General features: G+C 73.1%; 21 protein-coding genes. 9 read left to right on the forward strand and 12 right to left on the reverse strand.

The window, feature by feature from the left end; translation table 11 throughout:
* Positions 1–138 precede the first annotated feature (138 nt).
* The 3 genes from BLR33_RS27850 to bldG form a co-directional block, all read right to left on the reverse strand.
* Complete coding sequence (locus BLR33_RS27850; protein WP_245771719.1) at positions 139–705, reverse strand: small secreted protein; 567 nt, start codon at positions 703–705, stop codon at positions 139–141.
* A gap of 160 nt (positions 706–865) precedes the next feature.
* Positions 866–1,279, reverse strand: a complete 414-nt coding sequence (locus BLR33_RS27855) for an ATP-binding protein (RefSeq protein WP_093787399.1) — start codon at positions 1,277–1,279, stop codon at positions 866–868.
* Positions 1,280–1,360: 81 nt separating this feature from the next.
* Positions 1,361–1,702, reverse strand: coding sequence for an anti-sigma factor antagonist BldG (bldG, locus tag BLR33_RS27860; protein WP_031520166.1), 342 nt, complete (start codon positions 1,700–1,702; stop codon positions 1,361–1,363).
* Between the two features lie 189 nt (positions 1,703–1,891).
* On the opposite strand from bldG, the gene BLR33_RS27865 reads away from it, so the two are divergent.
* Complete coding sequence (locus BLR33_RS27865) at positions 1,892–4,300, forward strand: DEAD/DEAH box helicase (RefSeq protein WP_093787400.1); 2,409 nt, start codon at positions 1,892–1,894, stop codon at positions 4,298–4,300.
* Between the two features lie 260 nt (positions 4,301–4,560).
* On the opposite strand, the gene BLR33_RS27870 is transcribed toward BLR33_RS27865, so the two are convergent.
* The 7 genes from BLR33_RS27870 to ssd form a co-directional block, all read right to left on the reverse strand.
* The gene (locus tag BLR33_RS27870) at positions 4,561–4,941 is read right to left on the reverse strand and encodes an Rv3654c family TadE-like protein (protein WP_265737053.1); all 381 of its coding nucleotides are present in this window, start codon (positions 4,939–4,941) and stop codon (positions 4,561–4,563) included.
* Positions 4,938–5,243, reverse strand: coding sequence for a TadE family type IV pilus minor pilin (locus BLR33_RS27875; protein WP_322987201.1), 306 nt, complete (start codon positions 5,241–5,243; stop codon positions 4,938–4,940). Before BLR33_RS27875 ends, BLR33_RS27870 begins: the two co-directional genes overlap by 4 nt.
* 73 nt (positions 5,244–5,316) lie before the next feature.
* Positions 5,317–5,454 (reverse strand): DUF4244 domain-containing protein, encoded by a 138-nt coding sequence (locus tag BLR33_RS27880; RefSeq protein WP_322987202.1) that lies wholly within the window; start codon positions 5,452–5,454, stop codon positions 5,317–5,319.
* 306 nt (positions 5,455–5,760) lie between these two features.
* On the reverse strand, positions 5,761–6,555 hold the full coding sequence (locus BLR33_RS27885) for a type II secretion system F family protein (RefSeq protein ID WP_093787403.1): 795 nt from the start codon (positions 6,553–6,555) through the stop codon (positions 5,761–5,763).
* The gene (locus BLR33_RS36415) at positions 6,552–7,469 is read right to left on the reverse strand and encodes a type II secretion system F family protein (protein WP_245771720.1); all 918 of its coding nucleotides are present in this window, start codon (positions 7,467–7,469) and stop codon (positions 6,552–6,554) included. The genes BLR33_RS27885 and BLR33_RS36415 overlap by 4 nt, the downstream gene beginning before the upstream one ends.
* A 605-nt stretch (positions 7,470–8,074) precedes the next feature.
* Positions 8,075–9,229 carry a TadA family conjugal transfer-associated ATPase gene (locus BLR33_RS27895; protein WP_093787404.1) on the reverse strand — a complete coding sequence of 385 codons (1,155 nt, stop codon included), beginning with the start codon at positions 9,227–9,229 and terminating at the stop codon, positions 8,075–8,077.
* Complete coding sequence (gene ssd / locus BLR33_RS27900; RefSeq protein ID WP_093787405.1) at positions 9,226–10,335, reverse strand: septum site-determining protein Ssd; 1,110 nt, start codon at positions 10,333–10,335, stop codon at positions 9,226–9,228. The genes BLR33_RS27895 and ssd overlap by 4 nt, the downstream gene beginning before the upstream one ends.
* Positions 10,336–10,784: 449 nt before the next feature.
* Here ssd and BLR33_RS27905 point away from each other — a divergent pair, with 449 nt between their 5' ends.
* Complete coding sequence (locus tag BLR33_RS27905; protein ID WP_093787406.1) at positions 10,785–11,630, forward strand: HAD family hydrolase; 846 nt, start codon at positions 10,785–10,787, stop codon at positions 11,628–11,630.
* A 418-nt stretch (positions 11,631–12,048) separates the two neighbouring features.
* Here the strand turns inward: BLR33_RS27905 and BLR33_RS27910 are convergent, their stop codons facing one another.
* Positions 12,049–12,906 carry a Fic family protein gene (locus BLR33_RS27910; protein WP_245771721.1) on the reverse strand — a complete coding sequence of 286 codons (858 nt, stop codon included), beginning with the start codon at positions 12,904–12,906 and terminating at the stop codon, positions 12,049–12,051.
* A gap of 105 nt (positions 12,907–13,011) precedes the next feature.
* On the opposite strand from BLR33_RS27910, the gene BLR33_RS27915 reads away from it, so the two are divergent.
* From BLR33_RS27915 to BLR33_RS35350, 7 genes are all read left to right on the forward strand, one after another.
* Positions 13,012–14,022, forward strand: a complete 1,011-nt coding sequence (locus BLR33_RS27915; RefSeq protein ID WP_093787408.1) for an ATP-binding protein — start codon at positions 13,012–13,014, stop codon at positions 14,020–14,022.
* Positions 14,023–14,191: 169 nt separating this feature from the next.
* Positions 14,192–16,597 (forward strand): bifunctional SulP family inorganic anion transporter/carbonic anhydrase, encoded by a 2,406-nt coding sequence (locus BLR33_RS27920; RefSeq protein ID WP_093787409.1) that lies wholly within the window; start codon positions 14,192–14,194, stop codon positions 16,595–16,597.
* A gap of 101 nt (positions 16,598–16,698) precedes the next feature.
* A complete protein-coding gene (gene acs, locus BLR33_RS27925) occupies positions 16,699–18,657 on the forward strand; it encodes an acetate--CoA ligase (RefSeq protein ID WP_093787410.1) in 1,959 nt (652 codons plus the stop codon).
* A gap of 422 nt (positions 18,658–19,079) precedes the next feature.
* Complete coding sequence (gene nhaA / locus BLR33_RS27930; RefSeq protein WP_093787493.1) at positions 19,080–20,348, forward strand: Na+/H+ antiporter NhaA; 1,269 nt, start codon at positions 19,080–19,082, stop codon at positions 20,346–20,348.
* Between the two features lie 90 nt (positions 20,349–20,438).
* Positions 20,439–20,915 (forward strand): phage holin family protein, encoded by a 477-nt coding sequence (locus BLR33_RS27935; RefSeq protein ID WP_093787411.1) that lies wholly within the window; start codon positions 20,439–20,441, stop codon positions 20,913–20,915.
* Between the two features lie 12 nt (positions 20,916–20,927).
* Positions 20,928–21,881 (forward strand): alpha/beta fold hydrolase, encoded by a 954-nt coding sequence (locus BLR33_RS27940; RefSeq protein WP_093787412.1) that lies wholly within the window; start codon positions 20,928–20,930, stop codon positions 21,879–21,881.
* Between the two features lie 210 nt (positions 21,882–22,091).
* Positions 22,092–22,268, forward strand: coding sequence for a hypothetical protein (locus BLR33_RS35350; protein ID WP_176930550.1), 177 nt, complete (start codon positions 22,092–22,094; stop codon positions 22,266–22,268).
* 94 nt (positions 22,269–22,362) lie between these two features.
* Here the strand turns inward: BLR33_RS35350 and BLR33_RS27945 are convergent, their stop codons facing one another.
* A complete protein-coding gene (locus tag BLR33_RS27945; RefSeq protein ID WP_093787413.1) occupies positions 22,363–23,562 on the reverse strand; it encodes a MarP family serine protease in 1,200 nt (399 codons plus the stop codon).
* Between the last annotated feature and the right edge of the window lie 70 nt (positions 23,563–23,632).

Consider the following 23,632-nt stretch of genomic DNA (forward strand, 5'->3'; position numbering starts at 1 on the left):
CCTGGGCTCCTTCCTGGGCCGCAATGGCGGCGAGGCGGGCACGGCTTCCTGGACGCCGCTGCGGCTCCTAGGAGGCCGGATGCGCATCGCGGCGGCCCCGCGCCCATGGAGGCGAACCCGCGTCCATGGCGGCGAGGCTCAGGACGCGGATGCCGTCGGTACGACGCCCCGGCAGCCGGGCTGCTTGGCCAGCGCCTGGCCCACGTCGCCCTGGCGGAGCGAGTCGCGGGACTTCTGGCCGGCCGCGGACGCCTTCTGCAGCGAGGCCGAGACGTTCTTCAGGCCGTCGGCGAACTTCGCCTGGTGTCGGGTGTCGAGCCCGTCGATCTGCTTCTTCAGCCCCGCGTACTGGGTGGCCGCGTCGTGGAAGACGGTCACCGCGTTCTGCTGGAAGGTTTTTCCGTCGTCGCCGGGCGCCGGTCCGGCCTTGGTGAAGATGGCCGAGAGGGACCCGAAGGCGTCGGCGGCGGACTGGAAGGCCGCGGCGTCCGCGCTCTGCACGTCGGCGGGCTTGCCGCCGCTGTCGACCTGGCCGAGCGAGTTGTTGGAATCGTCGATCTTCTTGATCTGCACCGCGGCCTGGTCGCAGACGCCCTTGGCCCACTCGTCCCGCTTCTTGCCCGTGTCGTCGCCGCACGCCGACACCGCCAGCAGCACGGCCAGACCGCCGGACAGCGCGGCCAGCACCCTTGTGTTCACCTTCACCGGATGGTTCCTTCCGTGACCCTACGGCCTCGGAACATACACGCCCCCGCACACGGCCCCGGCTGACGCGGGCACGCGGAAGTGCCCCGCCGGACGGCGTGACGCGCTCGCCGACACCGCTGCGACCTGCGGCGTCGCGCCGGACGGCTGCGGAGGGTGGTCAGACGGAGACGGTCGGCCAGGTCATGCGGATCACTCCGCCCCGGTCGCCCTCGATCACCTCGACGTCGTCCACCAAGCCGCTGATGACCGCCAGGCCCATCTCGCCCTCGTCCTCGGCGGCGGAGTCCTCGGCGGCGTCGGGGGAACCGCCGGCCGCGGTGCCCGGCACCTCGTCGACGACCTCGATGGAGAACTTCTTCTCGTCCTCGTTGAGCAGCACGCGCACCGGCTGCTCCACCCCGTTGTTGCGGTGCAGCCCGACCGCTCGGCTGCACGCCTCACCGACCGCCAGCCGGACCTCGTCGAGCGACGCCTCGTCCACCCCCGCCCGGCGCGCCACCTGAGCCGCAACGAGCCGTGCGGTGCGCACGTGCTCCGGCTGGGCGCTGAAGAGCAGTTCTACGGTGGGCATGGGGCGCTCCCCCTCCGGTCCTGTGGTTGGGCATCACAGGGGCCCGGACGGCGGTCCGTCCGGTGCCCCTCTCGGCGAGCGTCAGTCGGTCGCCGCGACTGCCTCGTCGACCGAGGTGTGGATGGGGAACACCTTGGTCAGACCGGTAATACGGAAAATCTTCAGGATCCGCTCCTGGTTGCACACCAGGCGCAGCGATCCCTCATGCGCCCGTACCCGCTTGAGCCCGCCGACGAGCACACCCAGGCCGGTCGAGTCCAGGAAGTCGACTCCCTCCATGTCCACGACCAGGTGGTAACTCCCGTCGTTCACGAGCTCCACCAGCTGCTCGCGCAGCTTGGGCGCGGTGTACACATCAATCTCGCCGCCGACCTCGACGATCGTGCGATCGCCGACGGTTCGGGTCGACAGGGACAGGTCCACGGATCTCCTCCAGCACCTTGCATCGACGCGGCGGCCCCTGGGGCCTCCACTGGACGCTAACGCTAGTGGAGACTCCCCTCCCGAGGGCGGGGAAGGGGTCTTGCCGCGATGGCATTCAATCACTTCGCGGTGGGGCCGCACGACGCCTTACTGCGATTGACGGTCACCCCGGTGACACACTGAGTGCCGATGGCCCAGGATCATTCTCCGCAGTCGGCGCACGGCCGACCGTCCCCGAGGACCGCTCTGGAGCGGCTCGCCGCGGGGGCGAACCGCGCCGTACGCATCACCCATACGGAGCACCTGCCCCCGCGGGTCGGTACGCATGCCTCCTGGCCGGAAGGCATCCGCCCGGAGGTCGTGGCGGCGATCGCCGCGGCGGGCATCGAGCGCCCCTGGCAGCACCAGGCCACGGCCGCGGCCCACGCTCTGCGCGGCGAGTCCGTGGTGGTGGCCACGGGCACCGCGTCGGGCAAGTCCCTGGCCTACCTCGCGCCCGTGCTCAGCGCGCTGCTGCCCGCAGCCCAGGAGGGCGGGGGCGCCGGGCGCGGCGCGACGGCGCTCTACCTTGCTCCGACCAAGGCTCTGGCCGCCGACCAGCGCCGCGCGGTCAGCGCCCTGGCCGCGCCGCTGGGCCCGGACATACGCCCTGCGGTGTACGACGGCGACACTCCGTTCGAGGAGCGCGAGTGGGTCCGCCGCTACGCCACGTACGTGCTCACCAACCCGGACATGCTCCACCGCGGCATCCTGCCCGGCCACGCCCGCTGGTCCTCCTTCCTGCGCGGGCTGCGCTACGTGGTGATCGACGAGTGCCACACCTACCGCGGCGTCTTCGGCTCCCACGTGGCCCAGGTGCTGCGCCGCCTGCGCCGCGTCTGCGCCCGCTACGGTGCCGAGCCGGTCTTCCTGCTCGCCTCGGCCACCGCCGCCGAGCCGGCCCAGGCGGCCACCCGGCTGACCGGCGTGCCCGTCGCGGAGGTCACCGAGGACGCCTCGCCGCGCGGCGAGCTCGCCTTCGCCCTGTGGGAGCCGCCGCTCACCGAGCTGTCGGGCGAGCACGGCGCGCCCGTCCGCCGCACGGCCACCGCGGAGTGCGCCGAACTGCTCACCGACCTCGTGGTCCAAGGGGTGCGCACTGTCTCCTTCGTCCGCTCCCGGCGCGGTGCCGAGCTCGTCGCCCTCATCGCGCAGGAGCGCCTCGCCGAGATCGACGGCTCCCTGCCGGGCCGGGTGGCGGCCTACCGCGGCGGCTACCTGCCCGAGGAGCGCCGCGCCCTGGAGCGCGACCTGCACTCCGGCCGCCTGCTCGGCCTGGCCTCGACCTCGGCCCTGGAGCTGGGCGTCGACATCTCCGGCCTGGACGCGGTGCTTCTGGCCGGTTACCCGGGCACCCGCGCGTCCCTGTGGCAGCAGGCCGGCCGGGCCGGGCGCTCGGGCCAGGGCGCCCTGGCCGTCATGGTCGGCCGCGACGACCCCCTGGACACCTACCTCGTCCACCACCCCGAAGCGATCTTCGAGCGGCCGGTGGAGTCCACCGTCCTGGACCCCGACAACCCGTACGTCCTCGCCCCGCACCTGTGCGCGGCCGCCGCGGAGCTGCCGCTGACCGAGGCCGACCTCGCTCTCTTCGGCCCCGAGGCGGCCGACCTGGTGCCCCAGCTGGAAAAACGCGGCCTCCTGCGGCGGCGCGCGTCCGGCTGGTACTGGACCCGGCGCGAGCGGGCGGCCGACCTCACCGACATCCGCGGCGAGGGCGGCACCCCGGTGCAGGTCGTGGAGGCCGCCACGGGGCGGCTGCTGGGCACTGTGGACGCCGCCTCGGCCCACACCACCGTCCACGAGGGCGCCGTCCACCTCCACCAGGGCCGCACCTACCTGGTGCGGCGGCTGGACCTCGACGACTCCGTCGCCCTCGTCGAACGCGCCGACCCCTCGTACTCCACCATGGCCCGCGACACCACCGACATCCGCGTGCTGTCCACCGACACCGAGGAGCCTTGGGGCCCGGCCCGCATCCACTTCGGCTCGGTGGAGGTCACCCACCAGGTGGTCTCCTACCTGCGCCGCCGCGTCCTGACCGGCGAGGTCCTCGGCGAGTCCAAGCTCGACCTCCCTCCGCGCACCCTGCGCACCCGCGCCGTGTGGTGGACCGTGACCGACGACCAGCTCGACGCCGCCCGCATCCACCCCGAGGAGCTGCCCGGCGCCCTCCATGCCGCCGAACACGCCTCCATCGGCCTCCTTCCGCTCTTCGCCACCTGCGACCGCTGGGACATCGGTGGCGTCTCCATACCGCTGCACGCCGACACCGGCCTGCCCACCGTCTTCGTCTACGACGGCCACCCCGGCGGTGCCGGCTTCGCCGAACGTGCCTTCGCCACCGCCCGTTCCTGGCTCTCCGCCACCCGTGAGGCCATCGCCTCCTGCGAGTGCGAGTTCGGCTGCCCCTCCTGCGTCCAGTCCCCCAAGTGCGGCAACGGCAACGACCCTCTCGACAAAGCCGCAGCCGTCCGCCTCCTGGACTCCCTCCTCACCGCCGCGCCGACTCCCCCGGAGGACGTCCCGGAGGACCTGCGGGAGCGCTCCGAGCCATAGGCACGGGCCGTACGGGTCCCCGGCTCCCCTCGGGCCCATCGCCAGTCGAGGCGGCCCCCGTGCGGGGCCGTGCGGGGCCGTGCGGGGCCGTGCACTCACCACGGGGCCGGACGGGGGCCGGACGAGCGTCGCGGCCGGCAACGTTCGCGGGCTGCGGCCCCGCCCCCAGGCCCGAGGGAGCGCGCGGGCACCCTGGGTGGTGCCCGCCCCTCTGCCGAGGGCAGGACGGAAGCCCGCACTTGGCAGGAGCCCCGGCGCTCCTAACCGGGCTCGGTCCCCGGCTCGGACACGGCTATGGGTGGCCCTGCCCTGGACCTCACCTGGGCGCCGCCCACCGCAGCGGTCACGTCCGAGACCTCGCCCACGACCACGCATCGGCGCAACACGGCGCCCTGCGCCGCGGCCACCCGGGCGGCCAGCGCGCAGGCGGGGCGCTCGCCGTCCAGCGCGCGGTCGGCCGCGGCAAGCGCGGCCAGGTCCGCGGCCGAACCGGCCCGGTGCCGTGCGACCACCGCCTGCCCGAGCAGGGCGACCGCAGCGAAGGCCGCCATGAGGACCGCCATCAGCCCAAGCGTCCACACGGTCGCGGACCCCCGCTCGGCCCGCCCGCCGGCGGCCCGGTCGGCACGCCCGCCGGTCACGTCCCCTCCTCCTCCGCGTCGTCCTCGTCCCAGGCGGCGGCCTCGGCTTTCAGCCCGAACGGAAAACGCGGCGGCGGCACCGTCACGCTCACCCGTACGAACCCGGCCGACCGTGTCACGCTCACCCGGGCACCGCTCGGTGCCTCCGTCCGGGTGACCCGCAGCACATCGGCCCCGCTCTCGGAGCGTGCCGCCGCCCGCGCCCCGGCCCGGGCGGCGTCCACACACCGGATCTCCGCCGCTGCCGCCATCAGGCCCCACAGCAGCAGCCCGGCCAGCCCCACCAGCACGGGGATCACCACGGCCGCCTCCGCCGTGACGAAACCGCCGTCCCTGTCCCTTCGTTGCGGCCCGTGCCCAGGCGGGCCCGCCCGCTCAGAACGGCGCATGGAGTGCCCTTTCGATCACCGAGGTGAGAGCGGTCCGCACGGGGCCACTCGTCACGATCTTGTAGAGCACCGCCGCGAACCCGCACGCCGCGATCGTGCCCACCGCGTACTCCGCGGTGCTCATCCCGGCCTCCGCCGCGGACCTGCACCTGCGCATCCGCCCGGCAACCCACGCCGCCGTCCGGCCCCTCGTCTCCCACGTCCCGACCTTCGCCATCTCGTCCTCCTGCTGTTTCCTCGAATGTCCTGGCCGCCCGGACGCCCGTGTCCAAGCCGCCTGCCTTCCTGTCCTGCACCCACGCGCGGACCACCCGCGCCCGACCTCCTCTCCTGGGCCGCCGCCACCCGCTCACCCGCTCGGCCCCGTCGCGGGCGCACGCCACCCCGCAGAGCGGCCACCTGTTCGAACCGCCCTGTCTCCGAGCTCTCTTCAGCGCATCGGTCCGCCCAGCACGGCTCCCGCCATGCCCATCACCACCGGCGCCACCCCGACGACCAGGAACGCCGGCAGGAAACACAGCCCGAGCGGCGCCGTCGCGATCACGGCGGCCTTCCGGGCGCGGGCCAGCGCCGAACGGCCCTGCGCCGCGCGGTAATCCGCCGCGAGCCTGGTCATCTCGGCCACCGGCGCGGTGCCGGTCGTGGACGCCCGGGCCAGGCACCGGCCCATCGCTCCGGCCGCGGGCTGCCGCCCGAACCTGTCCCAGCACTCCGCGGGTTCCCCGCCGAGCCGCAACTCGGCCCCGGCTCGTATCAGCGCAGCCCCCAACGGCCCGCCCAGACACCGCCCGACGGCGGCAGCCGCCTCCCCGGGCGTGGCGCCCGCCGCCAGGCAGGCCGCCATCAGGTCCGCGCACAACGGCAGTTCGGAAGGATCGGCCGATTCCTCCTCCGTCCGCGCCCCGTCGACCCGGCGCCGCCGGACCAGCCAGACCCGCGTCCCAAGCCCCGCCACCACTCCGGCGAGACACCCGGCCGGCCCGCCGGCGACCAACCCGACGCCCAGCCCCGCGGCCACGGCGGGCCCCCAGTCCCGCATGAGGGCGCGCGCCTTTTCCCGTCCGCGCCCCGGCGCCTTCGCCGGCCGCGCCGCCCCGAGCACTCCGCGCACCCTGTGCGCCGTGTTCCGGCCCCTGCGCAGCTCCACCAGCGCGAGCACCACCGCGATCACGCCCGCCGTCGCGGAACCCGCCATCCCCAGGCTGTGGACAACTTCGCCGCTCATCGACCCTCCTTTCCACCGTCGAACTGCTTGCCATCGACCCACCTGCCGCCGGGTCCCCGTATGCCGCCCACGGCTCCCGTCGGCCGGCGCGAACGCCTCGCGCCGCTCCCGCCGTTCGCGTACGCCCGGTCCATCGCGGCCACCGACCGGACCGCGGCGCTGTCCTCGCCGGCCGGGCCCCCGGCGGCTGCGCGATGCCGTCCGCCCAGCGCATTCGGGGCGCCCACGCCCCGCCGGCCTGCCGCGCCCTCGGCCGCGGCGATGATCCGCGCCGTCCAGACGAGCCCGACCCCCTCCAGTGCCAGCCCCGTGCCGAGCAGTGCCAGCCCCGCGGGTGTGTGCAGCAGAACGTCGGTCGGCCGCGCTCCCATGGCCGTGCCCAGCACCAGGCCGAACGCCGGGAGCATGGCCAGCAGCGCCGCCGTGGATCGCGGGCCCGCCAACTGCGCGCGCAGGTCCTCACGTTGGTCTGCCTCGGCGCGCAGCGCCGCGGCCACGCGGTCCAGCGCTGCGGCGAGCCCAGCGCCCCCGTCGACGGCCACCTGCCAGCAGGCGGCCACCGCCCGCAGCCCGTCGGCGCCGGGTCCGCGTCCTGCGGCCGTCCGCAGCGCCTCCGGCACATCGCCGCCGAACCGCGCTGCCGACAGCAGCAGCCGCCCCATCTCGCCCCGCTCGGACGAGGCCGCCCAGTCCGTGCTCTGCACCGCATCGGCAAGCGCCGCGTTCGGCGGCCGCCCGGCCCGCAGGTCACCGGCCACCGTCCCGCACAAGGTGCCCACAGTTGCGGCCGTGCGCTCCCCCAGCGCACGCTCCGCCCTGCGTTGCAGCGCTCTGCGCGCCAGCGGGGCCGCGGCACTGCCCGCCACCAGCGGCACCGGCGACCACGTGATCGCGCCCAGCACCGCGCCCGCCACCGCACACAGCCACTCGGCGCCCGGCGGCGGGGCAGATAGCCGACCCTTCACCCCGCCCTCAGCGCCGCCTTCCGCCGGCCCCAGCGCCCGCCCGGACGTCGGACCGCCGAATCCCTCCTCACGAGGGGCACTCGCGGGCTTTTCACGGGTTTCGCCTTCCCAAGGGCTGCCCTTGCGCCTGGTCGGCCGAGTTCCTGGGCGTCCTCGGCGCCCATCCGGCGCACCGAGCCTGTCGCGCCTGCTTCTTCGAGTCCCCTGTCCCCAGATGTCCCCAGCCCTGGAGTTCTCTCCGGACCCGGCCCACTTCTCCTGCGGTTCGGGCTCCTCTTCTCGGCGGTCGCTCAACAGCCGCCGCCTGAAGGCCGGTCGAGTCCGTTCGGAGTCGCCGCTGCGAACGCCACCCCGGAACAAAGCACTTGTGATCGCGGCCCACAGCCTGACCCATCGGCTCCGGGGCCCTCGGCTCGGCCGGACGAGGCCGCCTGGGGCATTGAGCAGGTCCCACAGGTGCCTTTGACGGTCGTGGCGCTGGAGGATCATCCAGGCGGGCAAACAGGCCACCAGCGCGGCCGTCCACAGCGCCGCTTCCCGCATACCGACCGCGCTCATGACGCACCCGCCAAGCACAGCGCGGCCAGCCGCTGCCATCCGGGGCCACGGTCGACGCGGCCGCTGACGTCGCGGACCAGGGCGGGCACGGTGCCGACCAGTCCGTCGTCGCGGCGTTGCAGCACATGGATCTCGGCGACCCTGCGGCGGCCGTCGGCGTACCGTACCAGGTGGATCACCGCCGAGAGCGCGGCGGCGAGTTGGCTGTGGAGCGCGGCCCGGTCCAGACCTGCGGTCGAGCCCAGGGCTTCAAGTCGCGCGGGGACGTCCGCGGCCGCATTGGCGTGCACGGTGCCGCACCCGCCCTCGTGGCCGGTGTTCAACGCACCCAGCAGGTCGAGCACTTCGGCCCCGCGGACCTCGCCCACCACGATGCGGTCCGGCCGCATGCGCAGCGCTTGGCGGACCAGGTCGCGCAAGGTGACGACTCCTGCGCCCTCCTGGTTGGCGGGGCGGGTCTCCAGGCGGACCACGTGCGGATGGTCGGGGCGCAATTCGGCCGAGTCCTCGGCCAGGATGATGCGTGCGGCCGGGTCGACGAGCCCGAGCAGACAGCTGAGCAGAGTCGTCTTGCCCGAGCCGGTGCCCCCGCTGATCATGAACGACAGGCGGGCGTCGAGCATGGCGCGCAGCAGGTCCGCCGTCCCGGCGTCCAGGGTGCCGGCCGTGACCAGCTCGCCGAGGGTGAACGCCCGGGCCCGCACCACGCGCAGGGACAGGCACGGGGAGCCGACGACGACCGGCGGCAGCACGGCGTGCAGCCGGGTGCCGTCCGGCAAACGGGCGTCCACCCACGGCCGGGCGTCGTCCAGCCGGCGTCCGGCGGTCGTGGCCAGGCGCTGGGCGAGGCGGCGGACGGCCGCGGTGTCGGCGAACCGGACATCGCCGCGCTCCAGGCCGCGGCCGCGGTCCACCCACACCTGGTCGGGCGCATTGACGAGGATGTCCGTGACGTCGGGGTCGGCCAGCAGCGGCTCCAGCGGGCCCGCGCCGACCAGTTCGGAGCGCAGCGCCGCCACGACGTCGAGGGCTTCGGTGTCGCCGAGGAGCCGTCCCTGAGCCCGCAGGGCCGCGGCCACCCGGGCGGGGGTCGCCTCCCCGCCCTGCTCGGCCAGGTGCAGCCGCACCGCGTCGAGAAGTGCGGTACTCATGCCGCCACCTCCTCGAGGGCGGCCAGTGCCTGTCCGAGGAAGGTGCTGCTGAAGCGGGCGAGGGGGCCGCGGGCGGCCGTGCCCGGCGGTGCGCCGGCTGTCGTGCGGCCCGACAAGGAGGGTTCGGGCGGCAGTTCGCCCGCGAGAGGCCGGCCGATCAGTGCGGCGATCTCGGAGCCGTCGAGCCCGCTGCCGAACGGGCCGCGCGCGACCACCCGCAAGTCGTCCAGGACGGCGCAGAAGGCGGTCGCGACCCTGCTGGCGGCGGCCACCGCGCGCAGTTCGGCGGGCACCACCAGCAGACCGACGTCGATCTGGGCGAGCGCTTCGGCGACAGCGTCGTCCATCCGCCGCGGGAGGTCGACGACGACCACGCCGCCGCGCCGTCGGGCGGCGCCCAGGACAGAGCGCACCGCCTGCGCGGAAATGCCGAGTTCAGCGCCGCGGTCCCAGCTGAGCACGCTGAGCGAGCCGAGCCGTGGCAGGGATGCCTCCAGCACCCCGCTGTCGACGCGGCCGCGGGAGTCCGCGAGATCGGGCCAGCGCAGGCCGCCGGCGCGCTCGGCGCCGAGCAGGATGTCCAGGCCGCCGCCGAGCGGATCGCCGTCCACCAGCATGGTGCGGCGCCCGGACCCGGCCGCGGCGACGGCCAGTGCGCAGGCGAGCGTGCTGGCTCCGGCGCCGCCACGGCCGCCGGCCACACCGACCGTCAGAGCGGGGCCGGCCGTGCCGTCGGCGAGATCGGCGATCCGCTCCACCAGCCAGCTCTCGGACTCGGGCAGCGACAGCACATGGTCGACGCCGAGCGCGACGGCCCGCTTCAACGTCTCCGGATCCTCCCGGTCGCGGGCGATGAGCAGAACGCCCCCACGCCGTGCGGCGCCGCGCAGCCGCGGGCAGGAATCCGCGTCCACCAGGATCAGCGGGGCGTTCTCCCAACTCGCCGCGCTCGGAGCGGCGGTGAAGACGACTTCCGGTTCTGCGCCGGCTGCCGCGCACAGCCTGAGCAGATCGTCGAGGAGTCTTTCGTCCTCGGTCACAATCAGCGGTCCGCGGAGTCCTTCCGCCGCGGTCCCCGCATGGTCGGTTGCGGTGGTTCGGGCCATTTCTCTGTCCCCCGTCGCTTGTCGTGCGAGCACGGCGTGCTTCGCCTGGGAACAGCGTGGGGCAGGAAGTGGAATTGGGACGATCTTGGCCAGAATCTGTGGACAACTCGGCGATTGTGGATAACTTCGCCACTCGGACGGGTGAGTTCCGGCGCACACGGAACAATTACCGAGAGTCACGCGTCGTACACGTCAGAAGCGCACGCACATGCGAACGAGAGGTGACGACATGGACATGCAGATGCACGGTGATCCGGCCGGACGGGATCCGCGGACTGCCCCCGGACATGCGACGACCCCCGCCGGGGGGGAGAGCGGGGGTCGTCCCCACGGTCCGGCTCGGGGGGGGAGGAGTCAGACCGGGTTAGCACGGTCGCGAACGATCCGTGACTTCCATGGTGTACCCGAAGGCCTTCTCAGGCAAACCCACGCGCCTGACCTTACGCCGAATGGTGGTTGCCTATGCTCATCCCGTGGAAAACCACCTGCCACCGCGCACCGCGGCCTTCTTCGATCTCGACAAGACCGTGATCGCCAAGTCGAGCACCCTCGCCTTCGGGCGGTCCTTCTACCACGGCGGGCTCATCAACCGGCGGGCAGTATTGCGCACCGCATATGCCCAGTTCGTGTACCTGGTCGGCGGTGCGGACCACGACCAGATGGAGGGCATGCGCAAATACCTCTCCGAACTGTGCCGCGGTTGGAATGTTCAGCAGGTCCGGGAGATCGTCGCCGAGACGCTGCACGACCTGATCGACCCGATCATCTACGACGAGGCGGCCTCGCTCATCGAGGAGCACCACGCCGCCGGCCGTGACGTCGTCATCGTCAGCGCCTCCGGCTCCGAAGTCGTGGAGCCGATCGGGGAGATGCTGGGCGCCGACCACGTCGTGGCCACCCGCATGGTCGTACAGGACGGCGCCTACAACGGGGAGATCGACCACTACGTCTACGGTCCGGCGAAAGCCGAAGCCATCGCCCGGCTCGCGGAGTCGGAGGGATACGACTTGGAGCGGTCCTTCGCCTACAGCGATTCGGCGACCGACCTCCCCATGCTGGAGGCCGTCGGTCACCCGTACGCGGTCAACCCCGATCGCGCGCTGCGGAAGGAGGCCGTCGCCCGCGGCTGGCCGGTGCTCACCTTCAGCCGCCCCGTCCGGCTCAAGCAGCGCATCCAGGCGCTGCCGATGCCGCCGCGGCCGGTCCTCGCCGCGGCGGCGATCGGCGCCGCGGCGGCAACGGCGGGCCTGGTGTGGCTGGCCGCCCGCCGCAGGCGCCCCCTCCCGTTCGTGTGAGGTGTCGAGCCCCACACGAGTATGGAAATGTCCAGGATGAGAGGAAAGGTAAAAAGCGCCTCGGGGGGTTCCGCTTGCTCGCCGCCGGCGGTAGAAAAGAAGCAGCGGCCCGCGAGACCACGGACTTCCGAGAGGAAGACCGAGTTCACAGCAGATGGCCCACGGACCGAGCATGGATGCCGGGCACCCACGCGTAGGCGACCCGCCAACCGGGCCAGCCGCACCAGGTAGCGGGCAAAGATCCCGACCTGATCGGCACTACTCGCGCACGCACTGGTAACCCGACGGACATGCCAGCGGCGGCACCGTGCGGTGCCGCCGCATTTCTGCCCGATTTCTGCCCGCATGGGCGACCGCTTCCTGCCGGCCGACAGCGCCGAGGAGTCGGGCGGACCGACGGCTCGTCCGCACGGGCAGGTCAGGCCGCCCCGCGCTGCAGCGCCTCGCAGACGGCCACGCTCTCGCGAACACCGAGTTCCAGGGCCCGCCCGCAGTGGCCGATCCACTCGGCCATGCCGTCGGGGGTGCCGGAGGCGTAGCCCTCGAGTGCCTTGACGTAGGCGGCGGCACCGAGTTCCGCGTGACCGACCTCGGCCGGACAGATGGACTTCGGGTCCAGGCCGCTGCCGACGAGGACGATGCGCTCGGCTGCGCGGGCGACTTGGCCGTTGAAGGAGCCGAAGGGGCGCAGGCAGAGCAGTTCGCCGTGCACGACCGCGCCGACCACCAGCGCGGGAGCGGAGGAGCCAGCACGCAGGAGGTCGATCAGTCCCTCCAGCCGGGCGGCCACCTCCTCGGAGGGCGGGAGCGGAATGTCGTCGAGCCCGGGAAGTGGCTCGTCCACGGGCTCGCCGCTCAGGCGCGGGCGCCCCACCGTGGGCTCGTCGGCAAGCCCGCCAGCCGCGACCAGGTGCAGCCGGGCGAGCGCCTGCACGGGCGACTGGCGCCAGACGGCGAGAAGTTGGCCGGCCTCGGACGTCAGCCGCAGGGCCGCACCGACGGTGTGCGCCTCGCCGTCGGCGGAGAAGTCGCTGCGGCGGCGCACCTCCTCCAGCGGCCAGTCGGCCCCGGCGAGCGCGGCCGAGGCCCGGGCGCCACGCAGGGCCGCCTCGGCCGCCACCTCGCCGGACCGGCGCCGCATCACCCGGTGCCCGTAGACCCCGTCCACGGACCGCCGTACGGACTCGACCGCCTCCGGCACGCCCGGAAGGGCGCCGAGCACGGCCAGCGGGTCCGCCGCGCCGGGGTCGGGAGAAGTCGCAGCGTTCATAGCCATGCCCACGACCCTACGCACCCCCGGCAACCGGGATCGACCCCGATCGAGTGGCCTTGCCCACGTGCGGCACGCGGCCGCGTCCCGGCCTGCCTACGCTCACCGAACATGAAGATCGCTTTCGTCGGAAAGGGCGGCAGCGGCAAGACGACGCTGTCCTCGCTCTTCGTCCGCCACCTCGCCGCCGCCCGCGTCCCGGTCCTTGCGATCGACGCGGACATCAACCAGCACCTCGGCACCGCCCTCGGTCTGGAGGAAGAGATCGCGGCCGCGATGCCCTCGCTCGGCGCCCACCTTCCCCAGATCAAGGAGTACCTGCGGGGCAGCAACCCGCGGATCGCCTCTGCCGAGAGCATGATCAAGACCACTCCGCCCGGGCGCGGCTCCCGCCTGCTGCGACCGGTCGGACAGAACCCCGTGTACGCCGCCTGCGCCCGCCCAGTGGCGCTGGGCGAGGACGACGAAGACGACAGCTCCGTACGCCTGATGGTGACCGGCGCGTTCACCGAGACCGATCTCGGCGTCGCCTGCTACCACTCGAAGGTCGGCGCGGTGGAGCTGTGCCTGAACCACATGGCGGACGGCCGCGACGCGTACGTTGTGGTCGACATGACCGCCGGATCGGACTCCTTCGCGTCGGGGCTGTTCACGCGCTTCGACCTCACCTTCCTGGTGGTCGAACCGACCCGGCGGGGCGTGTCCGTCTACCGCCAGTACAAGGAGTACGCCCGCGACTTCGACGTGGAGCTGGCTGTGGTCGGCAACAAGCTCCAGGGCGCGGACGACCTGGCGTACCTGCGGGCCGAGGTCGGCGACGACCTGCTGGCGGCCGTGGGCCGCTCGGAGTGGGTCCGGACGCTGGAGAAGGATCGCGCCCCCCGCTTCTCGCTGCTGGAGGCGCCGAACCGGCAGGCGCTGGTCACGATGCACGCACGCGCCGATCGCTCGTACGAGAACCGCGACTGGGGCCGCTACACCGCCCAGATGCACCACTTCCACCGCAGGAACGCCGAGAGCTGGGCCAACGCGCGGATTGGCACCGACCTCGCCGACCAGATCGACCCCGGCTTCGTGCTGTCCGAGTCGCCCTCGGACCCGGATGCGGCACTCGCGCACTGACCTGCGCACCGACACGGCAGGGAAGTTCCCGCCCACCGGACTCTTCATCCGAAAGACGGAAATAGCACACCGATCCGAATCCATCTCTTCACTCTCCGCAGTCAGTCCATTACTCTCCATTTACAGGTGCTTGGCAGTGTCAAGGGGAGAAGAAGGAGCGCGGAGAACCATGAGAACGTACCGACCGGATGTGTCCGCATCGATCGCGGTCTTCCTCATCGCCGTGCCGCTGTCGCTGGGCATCGCGCTCGCGACAGGCGCGCCACTGCAGTCGGGACTGGTCGCCGCGGCGGTCGGCGGCATCGTCGCCGGGTCGCTCGGCGGTGCGCCACTGCAGGTCAGCGGGGCGGCGACAAGTCTGGTCGTGGTCACGGCGGGCCTGGTCCAGCAGTACGGATGGCAGGCCATGTGCGCGATCACCGTGCTCGCCGGGATCGCTCAGCTCCTGCTCGGCGGGCTGGGCGTGGCCGGTGCGGCCCTGGCGGTGAGCCCCGCCATCGTCCACGGCATGCTCGCCGGGATCGGGACAGTGATCGCCATCGGGCAGCTCCATGTGGTGCTGGGCGGCAGCCCGCAGACCTCCGCCCTGGAGAACATCGCGGCGCTGCCCGCCCAGTTCGCGGACAGCCATCCGACAACGCCGTTCATCGGAGCGCTGACCGCGGCCGTGCTGCTCGCCTGGCCGAGGCTGCGGGGACGGGCGCAGGCCCTGCGCGCGGTCCCGGCGCCGCTGGCCGCGATCGCCCTCGCCACCGCGGTGAGCGCCGGCCTGTCGATGCCACGGGTGGACCTGCCGAAGTGGAGCGCGCCCGTGCTTCCGGCCGTACCGCAGGGCCCTGTCCTTGCGCTGGCGGCCGCGGTGCTGACGGTCACCCTGGTGGCCAGCATGGAGTCGCTGCTCTCAGCCGTCGCGGTGGACTCCCTGCAGGCGCGCCGCCCCGGACCGCACGCGCCGCCGGCACGGCTCGACCGCGAGCTGCTCGGCCAGGGCGTGGCCAACATCGCCAGCGGCCTGCTCGGTGGACTGCCCATCGCCGGAGGGGCGATGCGCGGCTCGGCCAACGTCGCGGCGGGAGCGCGTACCCGCCGGGCCACGGTGCTGCACGGTGTGTGGGTGCTGCTGTGCGCGGGGCTCGCCGCCGGCGCCCTGGAGACGATCCCCCTGGCGGCCCTGGCGGCGCTGGTGATGGTGGTCGGGATGCGCATGGTGAGCTTCGCCCACATCAAGCACATCCACCGGCACCGCGAGTTCCCGGTCTACGCCGTCACGCTCGGCACCGTGGTCGTCTTCGGCGTCCTGCAGGGTGTGCTCGCGGGGATCGCCGTGGCGCTCCTCCTGGCACTGCGCAGCCTGACCCGCACGCGGATCGCCGTGACCGCGGAGGGCGAGCAGCACCGGGTGCGGGTGAGCGGGCAGTTGACGTTCCTGGCGGTGCCACGGCTGGCCCGGGCCTTCGCGCAGGTGCCGGAGGGGGCGAGCGCGGTGGTGGAGCTGGACGGCTCGTTCATGGACCACGCGGCGTACGAGGCGCTCAACTCCTGGAGCACGCGGCACCTTTCGCGCGGCGGGCGGGTCGTGCTCGGTGACGGGGCGGGACGAACGGTCAGCGAGCCGCTGAGTGCGCACGCCTGCCGTCCCTGGACCCCATGGCGCAACCACCACTGCACCCGGCCGGCTGCGACACCGACCGGCGGCGGGGGCCAACTGCTCGGCGGGGTCAGCGCCTTCCAGCGCCACACCGCCCCGCTGGTCCGCGACGAGCTGGCCCGTCTGGCACGCGAGGGCCAGCGGCCCGGCCAGCTCTTCCTGACCTGCGCGGACTCCCGGCTGGTGACCAGCATGATCACCTCAAGCGGTCCGGGCGACCTGTTCACGGTCCGCAACGTCGGCAACATGATGCCGCCACCAGGATCGGACGCCTCGTGCGACTCGGTCGCGGCCGCCGTGGAGTACGCGGTGGAAGTACTGCGGGTCTCCGACATCACGGTGTGCGGCCACTCCGGCTGCGGCGCCATGCAGGCGCTGCTCGCCGCCGACCGGGACCCGGCCGACGCCACCCCGCTCAACCGCTGGTTGCGCCACGGCCTGCCGAGCCTGGCCCGTCTGGAGGCGACCGCCGCTCCCCCGCCAAGCCCCGCGCAGGGCCAGCCAGAGCTCGTACAGGCCCCGTCAGGCCCGGTGCAGGGTCCACCAAGCCCCGCCCAAACCGCGCCGGACCCCGCGCAAGCCTCACCCAGCCCCGCGCAGTCCCCGCCAGGAAAAGGACCCGTTCCGGCGGCAGTTGCCGCCCACGCACCGGGTCCCACCCTCGCGGGCCGGCCCGTCGCGGACGAGTGGGAGCGGCTGGCACTCGTCAACGTGATGACGCAGTTGGAACATCTGACGGCCCATCCGTGCGTGGCCCGCCGAGTCGCCGAGGGCACCTTGCACCTGCACGGGATGTACTTCGACGTGGCGGCGGCGCAGGCGTACATCCTGGACAGGGGCACGGGGGAGTTCGCGGCAGTGGGAGTGGACGGGCCACCGGAGGGGGAGCCCACGGGGCGGGGAAAGGAGGCGCCCGCGCCCGCGTGACCATAAAGGTCTAAACCATTATGCGGCGAAGTCTTGTCAGCGTGGCGAAGGACTGGTGAGGTAGTGCCGGGACATCTGGGACACCCTGACAAGGAGCTGGCGTGAGCAGCAACGAGAGCCTGGCCAACCTGCTGAAGGAGGAGCGGCGGTTCGCTCCCCCGGCCGATCTGGCAGCGGCCGCCAACGTCACGGCGGCGGCGTACGAGCAGGCCAAGGCCGACCGGTTGGGCTTCTGGGCCGCACAGGCCCGTCGCCTGACCTGGGCGACCGAGCCCACGCAGACGCTCGACTGGTCGAACCCGCCGTTCGCCAAGTGGTTCGCCGACGGCCGGCTGAACGTGGCGTACAACTGCGTGGACCGGCACGTCGAGGCCGGCAACGGCGACCGCGTCGCCCTGCACTTCGAGGGCGAGCCCGGCGACTCGCGGACGATCACGTACGCCGAGTTGAAGGACGAGGTCTCCCGCGCCGCCAACGCCCTGACGGAACTCGGTGTGCAGAAGGGCGACCGGGTCGCGGTCTACCTGCCGATGATCCCCGAGGCGGTCGTGGCGATGCTGGCCTGCGCCCGGATCGGTGCCGCGCACTCGGTGGTGTTCGGCGGCTTCTCGGCCGATGCCGTCGCCTCCCGGATCGCCGACGCGGACGCCAAGCTGGTGATCACCGCGGACGGCGGGTACCGGCGGGGCAAGCCGTCGGCGCTGAAGCCCGCGATCGACGACGCCGTCGCGCGCTCCCCGCAGGTCGAGCACGTCCTGGTGGTCCGCCGCACCGGCCAGGACGTCGAGTGGACCTCAGGCCGGGACATCTGGTGGCACGAGATCACCGGCCGGCAGTCCGCCGAGCACACCCCCGAGGCGTTCGAGGCCGAGCACCCGCTGTTCATCCTCTACACCTCGGGAACCACAGGGAAGCCGAAGGGCATCCTGCACACCTCGGGCGGTTACCTGACGCAGGCGAGCTTCACCCACCACGCCGTCTTCGACCTGAAGCCAGAGAGCGACGTCTACTGGTGCACCGCGGACATCGGCTGGGTCACCGGGCACTCGTACATCGTCTACGGCCCGCTCTCCAACGGTGCGACGCAGGTGATCTACGAGGGCACGCCGGACACCCCGCACCAGGGCCGGTTCTGGGAGATCGTGCAGAAGTACGGGGTGACGCTGCTCTACACGGCGCCCACCGCGATCCGCACGTTCATGAAGTGGGGCGACGACATCCCCGCCGGGTTCGACCTGAGCAGCCTGCGGGTGCTGGGCAGCGTCGGCGAGCCGATCAACCCCGAGGCGTGGGTGTGGTACCGCGAGCACATCGGTTCGGGCCGGACGCCGATCGTGGACACCTGGTGGCAGACCGAGACCGGCGCGATGATGATCAGCCCACTGCCCGGCGTCACCGAGACCAAGCCCGGCTCCGCGCAGACCCCGCTGCCCGGCATCGGCGCCACCGTCGTGGACGACGAGGGCAACGAGGTGCCCGACGGCTCCGGCGGCTACCTGGTGCTCACCGAGCCGTGGCCGTCGATGCTGCGCACCATCTGGGGCGACGACCAGCGGTACATCGACACCTACTGGTCCCGCTTCGAGGGCCGCTACTTCGCCGGGGACGGGGCGAAGAAGGACGACGACGGCGACATCTGGCTGCTCGGCCGGGTCGACGACGTGATGCTGGTCTCCGGCCACAACATCTCCACCACCGAGGTGGAGTCCGCGCTCGTCTCGCACCCGAAGGTCGCCGAGTCGGCGGTGGTCGGCGCCGCGGACGAGACCACCGGGCAGGCCATCGTCGCCTTCGTGATCTTGCGCGGTACCGCGCAGGACAGCGACGAGTTGCTGGCCGAACTCCGCGACCACGTCGGCAAGACGCTCGGCCCGATCGCCAAGCCCAAGCGCATCCTGACCGTCTCCGAGCTACCCAAGACCCGTTCGGGCAAGATCATGCGCCGTCTGCTGCGCGACGTGGCCGAGAACCGCGAGCTGGGCGACGTCACGACCCTGACCGACTCCTCGGTGATGGAGCTGATCCAGAGCAAGCTGCCGTCCGCCCCGAGCGAGGACTGACCGCCCACCGACACACCCGCGAGGGGCGCCCGGCACACCCGCCGGGCGCCCCTCGCGCGTCCGGCGCCCGCACCTCGCGCCGCAGCGCAGAGCAGCAAACAGCTGCCCCCACTCGTACGCCCCACCCGTACGGCCCCCCTCACCCATACGGCCCGCTCACCCGTACGGCCCCCGTCGAGCCCCGCCCCGGGCCCGATCGCGGCAAGACTGAAGCACCGGCAAGCCCCGTCGGCCGAGCGGGACCGCCGGCGGCAGGCAGTCCGCCCCGAACTCCGAGGAGGTCGCCGCCCGTGGCCGAGCAGCACACGCCCCCGGACGAGCCCGACCCCCGCAGCCACCCCGACGGCAGTACCCAAGCCCCGACCCGCGGCCGCGCGCGGGCCCGGCGCCGTACCAGCACCGGAACCCGTAAGAGAGCCCGCATCCGGCCCACCGTCCTCTTCCCCCGCCTCCCCCTCCCCGAACGCGCCTTCCTCGCCGACGCCCTGCGCACCGAGACCGTCGGCGGCGTACTGCTGCTCCTGGCCGCCGTGGCCGCGCTCGTCTGGGCCAACGCCCTCCACTCCAGCTACGAGCAGGCCGCCGGTTTCCACCTCGGCCCCTCCGCCCTCGGCCTCCACCTGACCCTCGCCCACTGGGCGGCCGACGGGCTGCTCACCGTGTTCTTCTTCGTCGCCGGCATCGAACTCAAGCGCGAGCTGGTCGTGGGCGAGTTGCGCGAACCGTCCAAAGCGGCCCTGCCGGTCCTCGCGGCGCTGTGCGGCATGGCGGTACCCGCCGCCGTCTATACCGCCGTCAGCAGCGCGGGCGGCGGCTCGCTCGAGGGCTGGGCGGTGCCCACCGCCACCGACATCGCCTTCGCGCTCGCCGTCCTCGCCGTGATCGGCACCGCCCTGCCCCCGGCGATGCGCGCCTTCCTGCTCACCCTCGCCGTCGTCGACGACCTGTGCGCCATCCTGATCATCGCGATCTTCTTCACCTCCGACATCCATATCGCGGCCCTCGCCGGCGCCGCCGGCTGCCTCGCCGCGTTCTGGCTGCTGCTGCGGCTGGAGGTCCACGGCTGGTACGTCTACCTGCCGCTCGCCCTCACCACTTGGGCACTGATGTACAACAGCGGGGTCCACGCCACCGTTTCGGGCGTCGCCATGGGCCTCATGCTCCGCTGCACCCCCAGGCCCGGCGAGCGCCGAACCCCGGCCGAGCGGATCGAACACCTGGTGCGGCCCTTCTCGGCTGGCCTGGCCGTCCCCGCGTTCGCCCTGTTCGCCGCCGGGGTGAGCGTCTCGGGCAGCGCCCTGGCGGACGTCTTCCGCCGCCCCGAGACCCTGGGCGTCCTCCTCGGCCTGGTGGTCGGCAAGACCCTCGGCGTCTTCGGCGGCACCTGGCTCGGGGCCCGCTTCACCCGCGCCGAACTCAATCCGGACCTGGCCTGGCCCGATGTCCTCGCGCTCGCCGCGCTCTCCGGCATCGGCTTCACCGTCTCCCTGCTCATCGACGAACTCGCCTTCGCCGCCCGCCCGCAGCTCGCCGACGAGGCCAAGGCCGCCGTCCTCATCGGCTCCTTGGCCGCAGCGGTCCTCGCCGCCGTCCTGCTCAAGCTCCGCGACAACGCCTACCGCGCCCTGGCCGCGGAAGAAACGGGCGACGGCGGCGGCTCGCGGGCGACGCTGACGGAACGTAAGGCATGATCGGGGGCAGACAGTTTCCCGACAGTTCCGGCCACCCGCACCGGCACGATCCGGCCCCGCCCGAGCGGGGCCCCGACCACGGAGGACGCGATGAGCCCAGCCTCAAACGGTGACGAGCGCAGCCTCGGCCAGCTGTTCGCCTCCGCCACGGCGGAGCTCTCCGCCCTGGTGCACGACGAGATCGCCCTGGCCAAGGCCGAGATCCGGCAGGACGCCAAGCGGGCCGCGGTCGGCAGCGGCGCCGCCGTCTTCGCCCTGGCCGCCCTCTTCTTCGCCGTCCCCGTCGGCAGCATCGCCGCGGCCCTCGGCATCCACGCCCTCGGCATCACCCTCGGCTGGTCGTTCCTCATCGTCTTCGGCGCCTACGTGGTGATCGCCCTCCTGCTGGGGGCCGTCGCCTACGGCCGGTTCAAGAAGGTCCAGAAGCCGCAGCGCTCCATCGACTCGGCGAAGCAGACCGCCGCGGTGCTGCAGAAGGCCAAGCCGCACCCGCGCCCGCTGGAGCCGCAGGACGCCCGTCCTGAGGTTTCCTCGGCCGAGGCTCCCGCGCTGGAATCGAAGATGTGACACGCTCACACCATGAACGTCGTCGAGGGGCCGCACCGCCACGACCCCGACCAGGGCAGCCCCCGGGTCCCGCGCCTCGACGGGCCCTGGACGCACCGCGAGGTCGCGGCCAACGGCGCCCGCTTCCATGTCGCCGAGGCCGGCGACGGCCCCCTGGTCCTGCTGCTGCACGGCTTCCCGCAGTTCTGGTGGACCTGGCGGCACCAGCTGACCGCGCTCGCCGACGCCGGTTTCCGGGCGGTGGCGATGGACCTGCGCGGCGTCGGCGGCAGCGACCGCACCCCCCGCGGCTACGACCCGGCCAACCTCGCGCTCGACGTCACCGGCGTCATCCGCTCCCTCGGTGAGCCCGACGCCGCCCTCGTCGGCCACGACCTGGGCGGCTATCTGGCCTGGACGGCGGCGGCGATGCGGCCCAAGCTCGTACGGCGGCTGGCCGTCTGCTCCATGCCGCACCCCCGCCGCTGGCGCGCGGCCATGCTCACCGACCTGCGGCAGAGCCGTTCCGGCGGCTACGTGTGGGGCTTCCAGCGGCCCTGGCTGCCCGAGCGGCAGCTGGTCGCGGACGACGCGGCGCTGGTCGGCCGGCTGATCCGGGAGTGGTCGGGGCCGAAGCCGCCGGACGAGGCCGCCGTCGCCGTGTACCGGCAGGCCATGCAGATCCCGTCCACGGCGCACTGCGCGGTCGAGCCGTACCGGTGGATGGTGCGCTCGATGGCCCGCCCGGACGGTATCCAGTTCAACCGGCGGATGAAGCGGCCGGTGCGGGTGCCCACCTTGCAGATGCACGGCTCGCTCGACCCGGCGATCGGCACCCGCAACGTGGCTGGCAGCGGGGAGTACGTCGAGGCGCCCTACCGCTGGCGGCTCTTCGAGGGGCTGGGCCACTTCCCGCACGAGGAGGACCCGGTGGCCTTCTCGACCGAGCTGATCAACTGGCTGCAGGACCCGGAACCGGACCGCTGACGGGCCCCGCGCCCTCACACGGTCACTCGCCGGTACGACAAGCTGCCAGGACGAGCCGGCACGGCACACCGTCAACGACAGGCCTCCGCCCCAAGCCGGTACGACAAGCCGCTACGACAAACCGATGATCGGGCAAGATGCCGGACGCATAAGCCAATCGAGCGAGGCGAGGGCGATTACCGACCAGGAGGCCCGGGCACGTAGCTGAGTATGGGTTGGACGCACGACTACCGCGATTCCGCACGCTTCCGCCGCAGCTTCGCCGACACCGGCCGAGCCGCGCCCACGGCCGTCCTCACCCCCGAGGAGAGCCGGCTCGGCATCCCCCGCATACTCGGCCGCCGGGCCCGCTGGGTCAGCGCGCGGCTGCGCCATGTGAGGGACTGACCCCCGGGGCCGGGACTCCCCCGGCCCCGACACGCCGGGCACTCACCCACTCACGCCGGGACCGCCGGCGTCAGCACAGCCCCCGGACCGCCGTTCACAGCGCACACCCCTGCGTGTCCACCTGCTGGTCGGCGGTGCGGCCCGCCGTGACATCGGGGAGCACCTCGTCGGCGGTCAGCGCGTACCCGGTGTGCGAGTCGTCCAGCGATTTGGCGAAGACCACTCCCGCCACCTGCCCGTCCGTGGTGAGCAGCGGGCCGCCGGAGTTGCCCTGCCGCACGGTCGCGTACAGCGAGTACACGTCGCGGTGCACCGTGCCCCGGTGGTAGATGTCCGGGCCCCCGGCCTCGATGTCGTCCCGGATGCGGGCGGCCCGTACGTCGAAGGGGCCGTTCTCGGGGAAGCCGGCCACGATCGCGTCGTCCCGGGTCTGCTCCTTGCGTGTGGACAGGTGCAGCGCGGGGGCGTCCAGGCCGGGCACGTCGAGGACGGCGATGTCGCGCTGCCAGTCGTAGAGGACGACCCGCGCGTCGTGCAGGCGCCCCTTGCCGCCGATCTGCACGGTGGGCTCCGAGACGCCACCGACCACGTGGGCGTTCGTCATCACCCGGTCCTTGGCGAACACGAAGCCCGAGCCCTCCAGCACCTTGCCGCAGCTCGGCGCGGTGCCGACCACCTTGACGATGCTGCCGCGGGCCGAGGTCACCGCCGCGCTGTGCACCAGGGCCGGGTCCGGCGGCGGCACGGAGGTGATCGGCTCGGAGCCGAAGGTGCCGAAGACCTGCGGCAGGCCGTTCTGCGCCAGGGTGTCGCTGAAGTCGGTGAACCAGTTGTCGGCGCCCGGCGGCACCACCCGGGAGACCCCCAGCAGCACCTTCGAGGAGCGGACCTCGCGGCCTATCGTCGGCAGCGTCGTGGTCGCCAGCGCGCTGCCGATCAGCCAGGCCACCATGAGCATGGCCAGCACGTTGACCAGCGCGCCGCCGCTGGCGTCCAGCGCCTTCGCCGGCGACCAGGTGACCCGGGTGCGCAGCTTGTTGCCCAGGTGCGTGGTGAACGCCTGCCCCACCGACGCACACACGATGACGATCACCACCGCGGTCAGCGCCGCCACCGAGCCCGGCTGAGCGCTGCCGGTCGCCTTGTCCCAGACGGGCGGCAGCAGGTAGACCGCGGCCAGCCCGCCGCCCAGGAACCCCACCACCGACATGACGCCGACGATGAAGCCCTGGCGGTAGCCGATGACGGCGAACCACACGGCGGCCAGGATGAGCAGGAAGTCCAGCACGTTCACGGGGACACGGTCTCACGTCGGCCTGAGCGTGCGGGACGATACGGCGCTGCCCGCGCCCGGCCGGCACCCG

It is taken from the genome of Actinacidiphila guanduensis (assembly GCF_900103985.1).
GTDB lineage: Bacteria > Actinomycetota > Actinomycetes > Streptomycetales > Streptomycetaceae > Actinacidiphila > Actinacidiphila guanduensis.

Bases quoted from the DNA above. Each gene is read 5' to 3' on its own strand.
- BLR33_RS27855 (WP_093787399.1), bottom strand. From the start codon at position 1,279: ATGCCCACCGTAGAACTGCTCTTCAGCGCCCAGCCGGAGCACGTGCGC.
- BLR33_RS27865 (WP_093787400.1), top strand. From the start codon at position 1,892: ATGGCCCAGGATCATTCTCCGCAGTCGGCGCACGGCCGACCGTCCCCG.
- BLR33_RS27880 (WP_322987202.1), bottom strand. From the start codon at position 5,454: ATGAGCACCGCGGAGTACGCGGTGGGCACGATCGCGGCGTGCGGGTTC.
- BLR33_RS27885 (WP_093787403.1), bottom strand. From the start codon at position 6,555: ATGAGCGGCGAAGTTGTCCACAGCCTGGGGATGGCGGGTTCCGCGACG.
- BLR33_RS27895 (WP_093787404.1), bottom strand. From the start codon at position 9,229: ATGAGTACCGCACTTCTCGACGCGGTGCGGCTGCACCTGGCCGAGCAG.
- ssd (WP_093787405.1), bottom strand. From the start codon at position 10,335: ATGGCCCGAACCACCGCAACCGACCATGCGGGGACCGCGGCGGAAGGA.
- BLR33_RS27905 (WP_093787406.1), top strand. From the start codon at position 10,785: ATGGTGGTTGCCTATGCTCATCCCGTGGAAAACCACCTGCCACCGCGC.
- BLR33_RS27910 (WP_245771721.1), bottom strand. From the start codon at position 12,906: ATGGCTATGAACGCTGCGACTTCTCCCGACCCCGGCGCGGCGGACCCG.
- BLR33_RS27915 (WP_093787408.1), top strand. From the start codon at position 13,012: ATGAAGATCGCTTTCGTCGGAAAGGGCGGCAGCGGCAAGACGACGCTG.
- BLR33_RS27920 (WP_093787409.1), top strand. From the start codon at position 14,192: ATGAGAACGTACCGACCGGATGTGTCCGCATCGATCGCGGTCTTCCTC.
- BLR33_RS27935 (WP_093787411.1), top strand. From the start codon at position 20,439: ATGAGCCCAGCCTCAAACGGTGACGAGCGCAGCCTCGGCCAGCTGTTC.
- BLR33_RS27940 (WP_093787412.1), top strand. From the start codon at position 20,928: ATGAACGTCGTCGAGGGGCCGCACCGCCACGACCCCGACCAGGGCAGC.
- BLR33_RS35350 (WP_176930550.1), top strand. From the start codon at position 22,092: ATGGGTTGGACGCACGACTACCGCGATTCCGCACGCTTCCGCCGCAGC.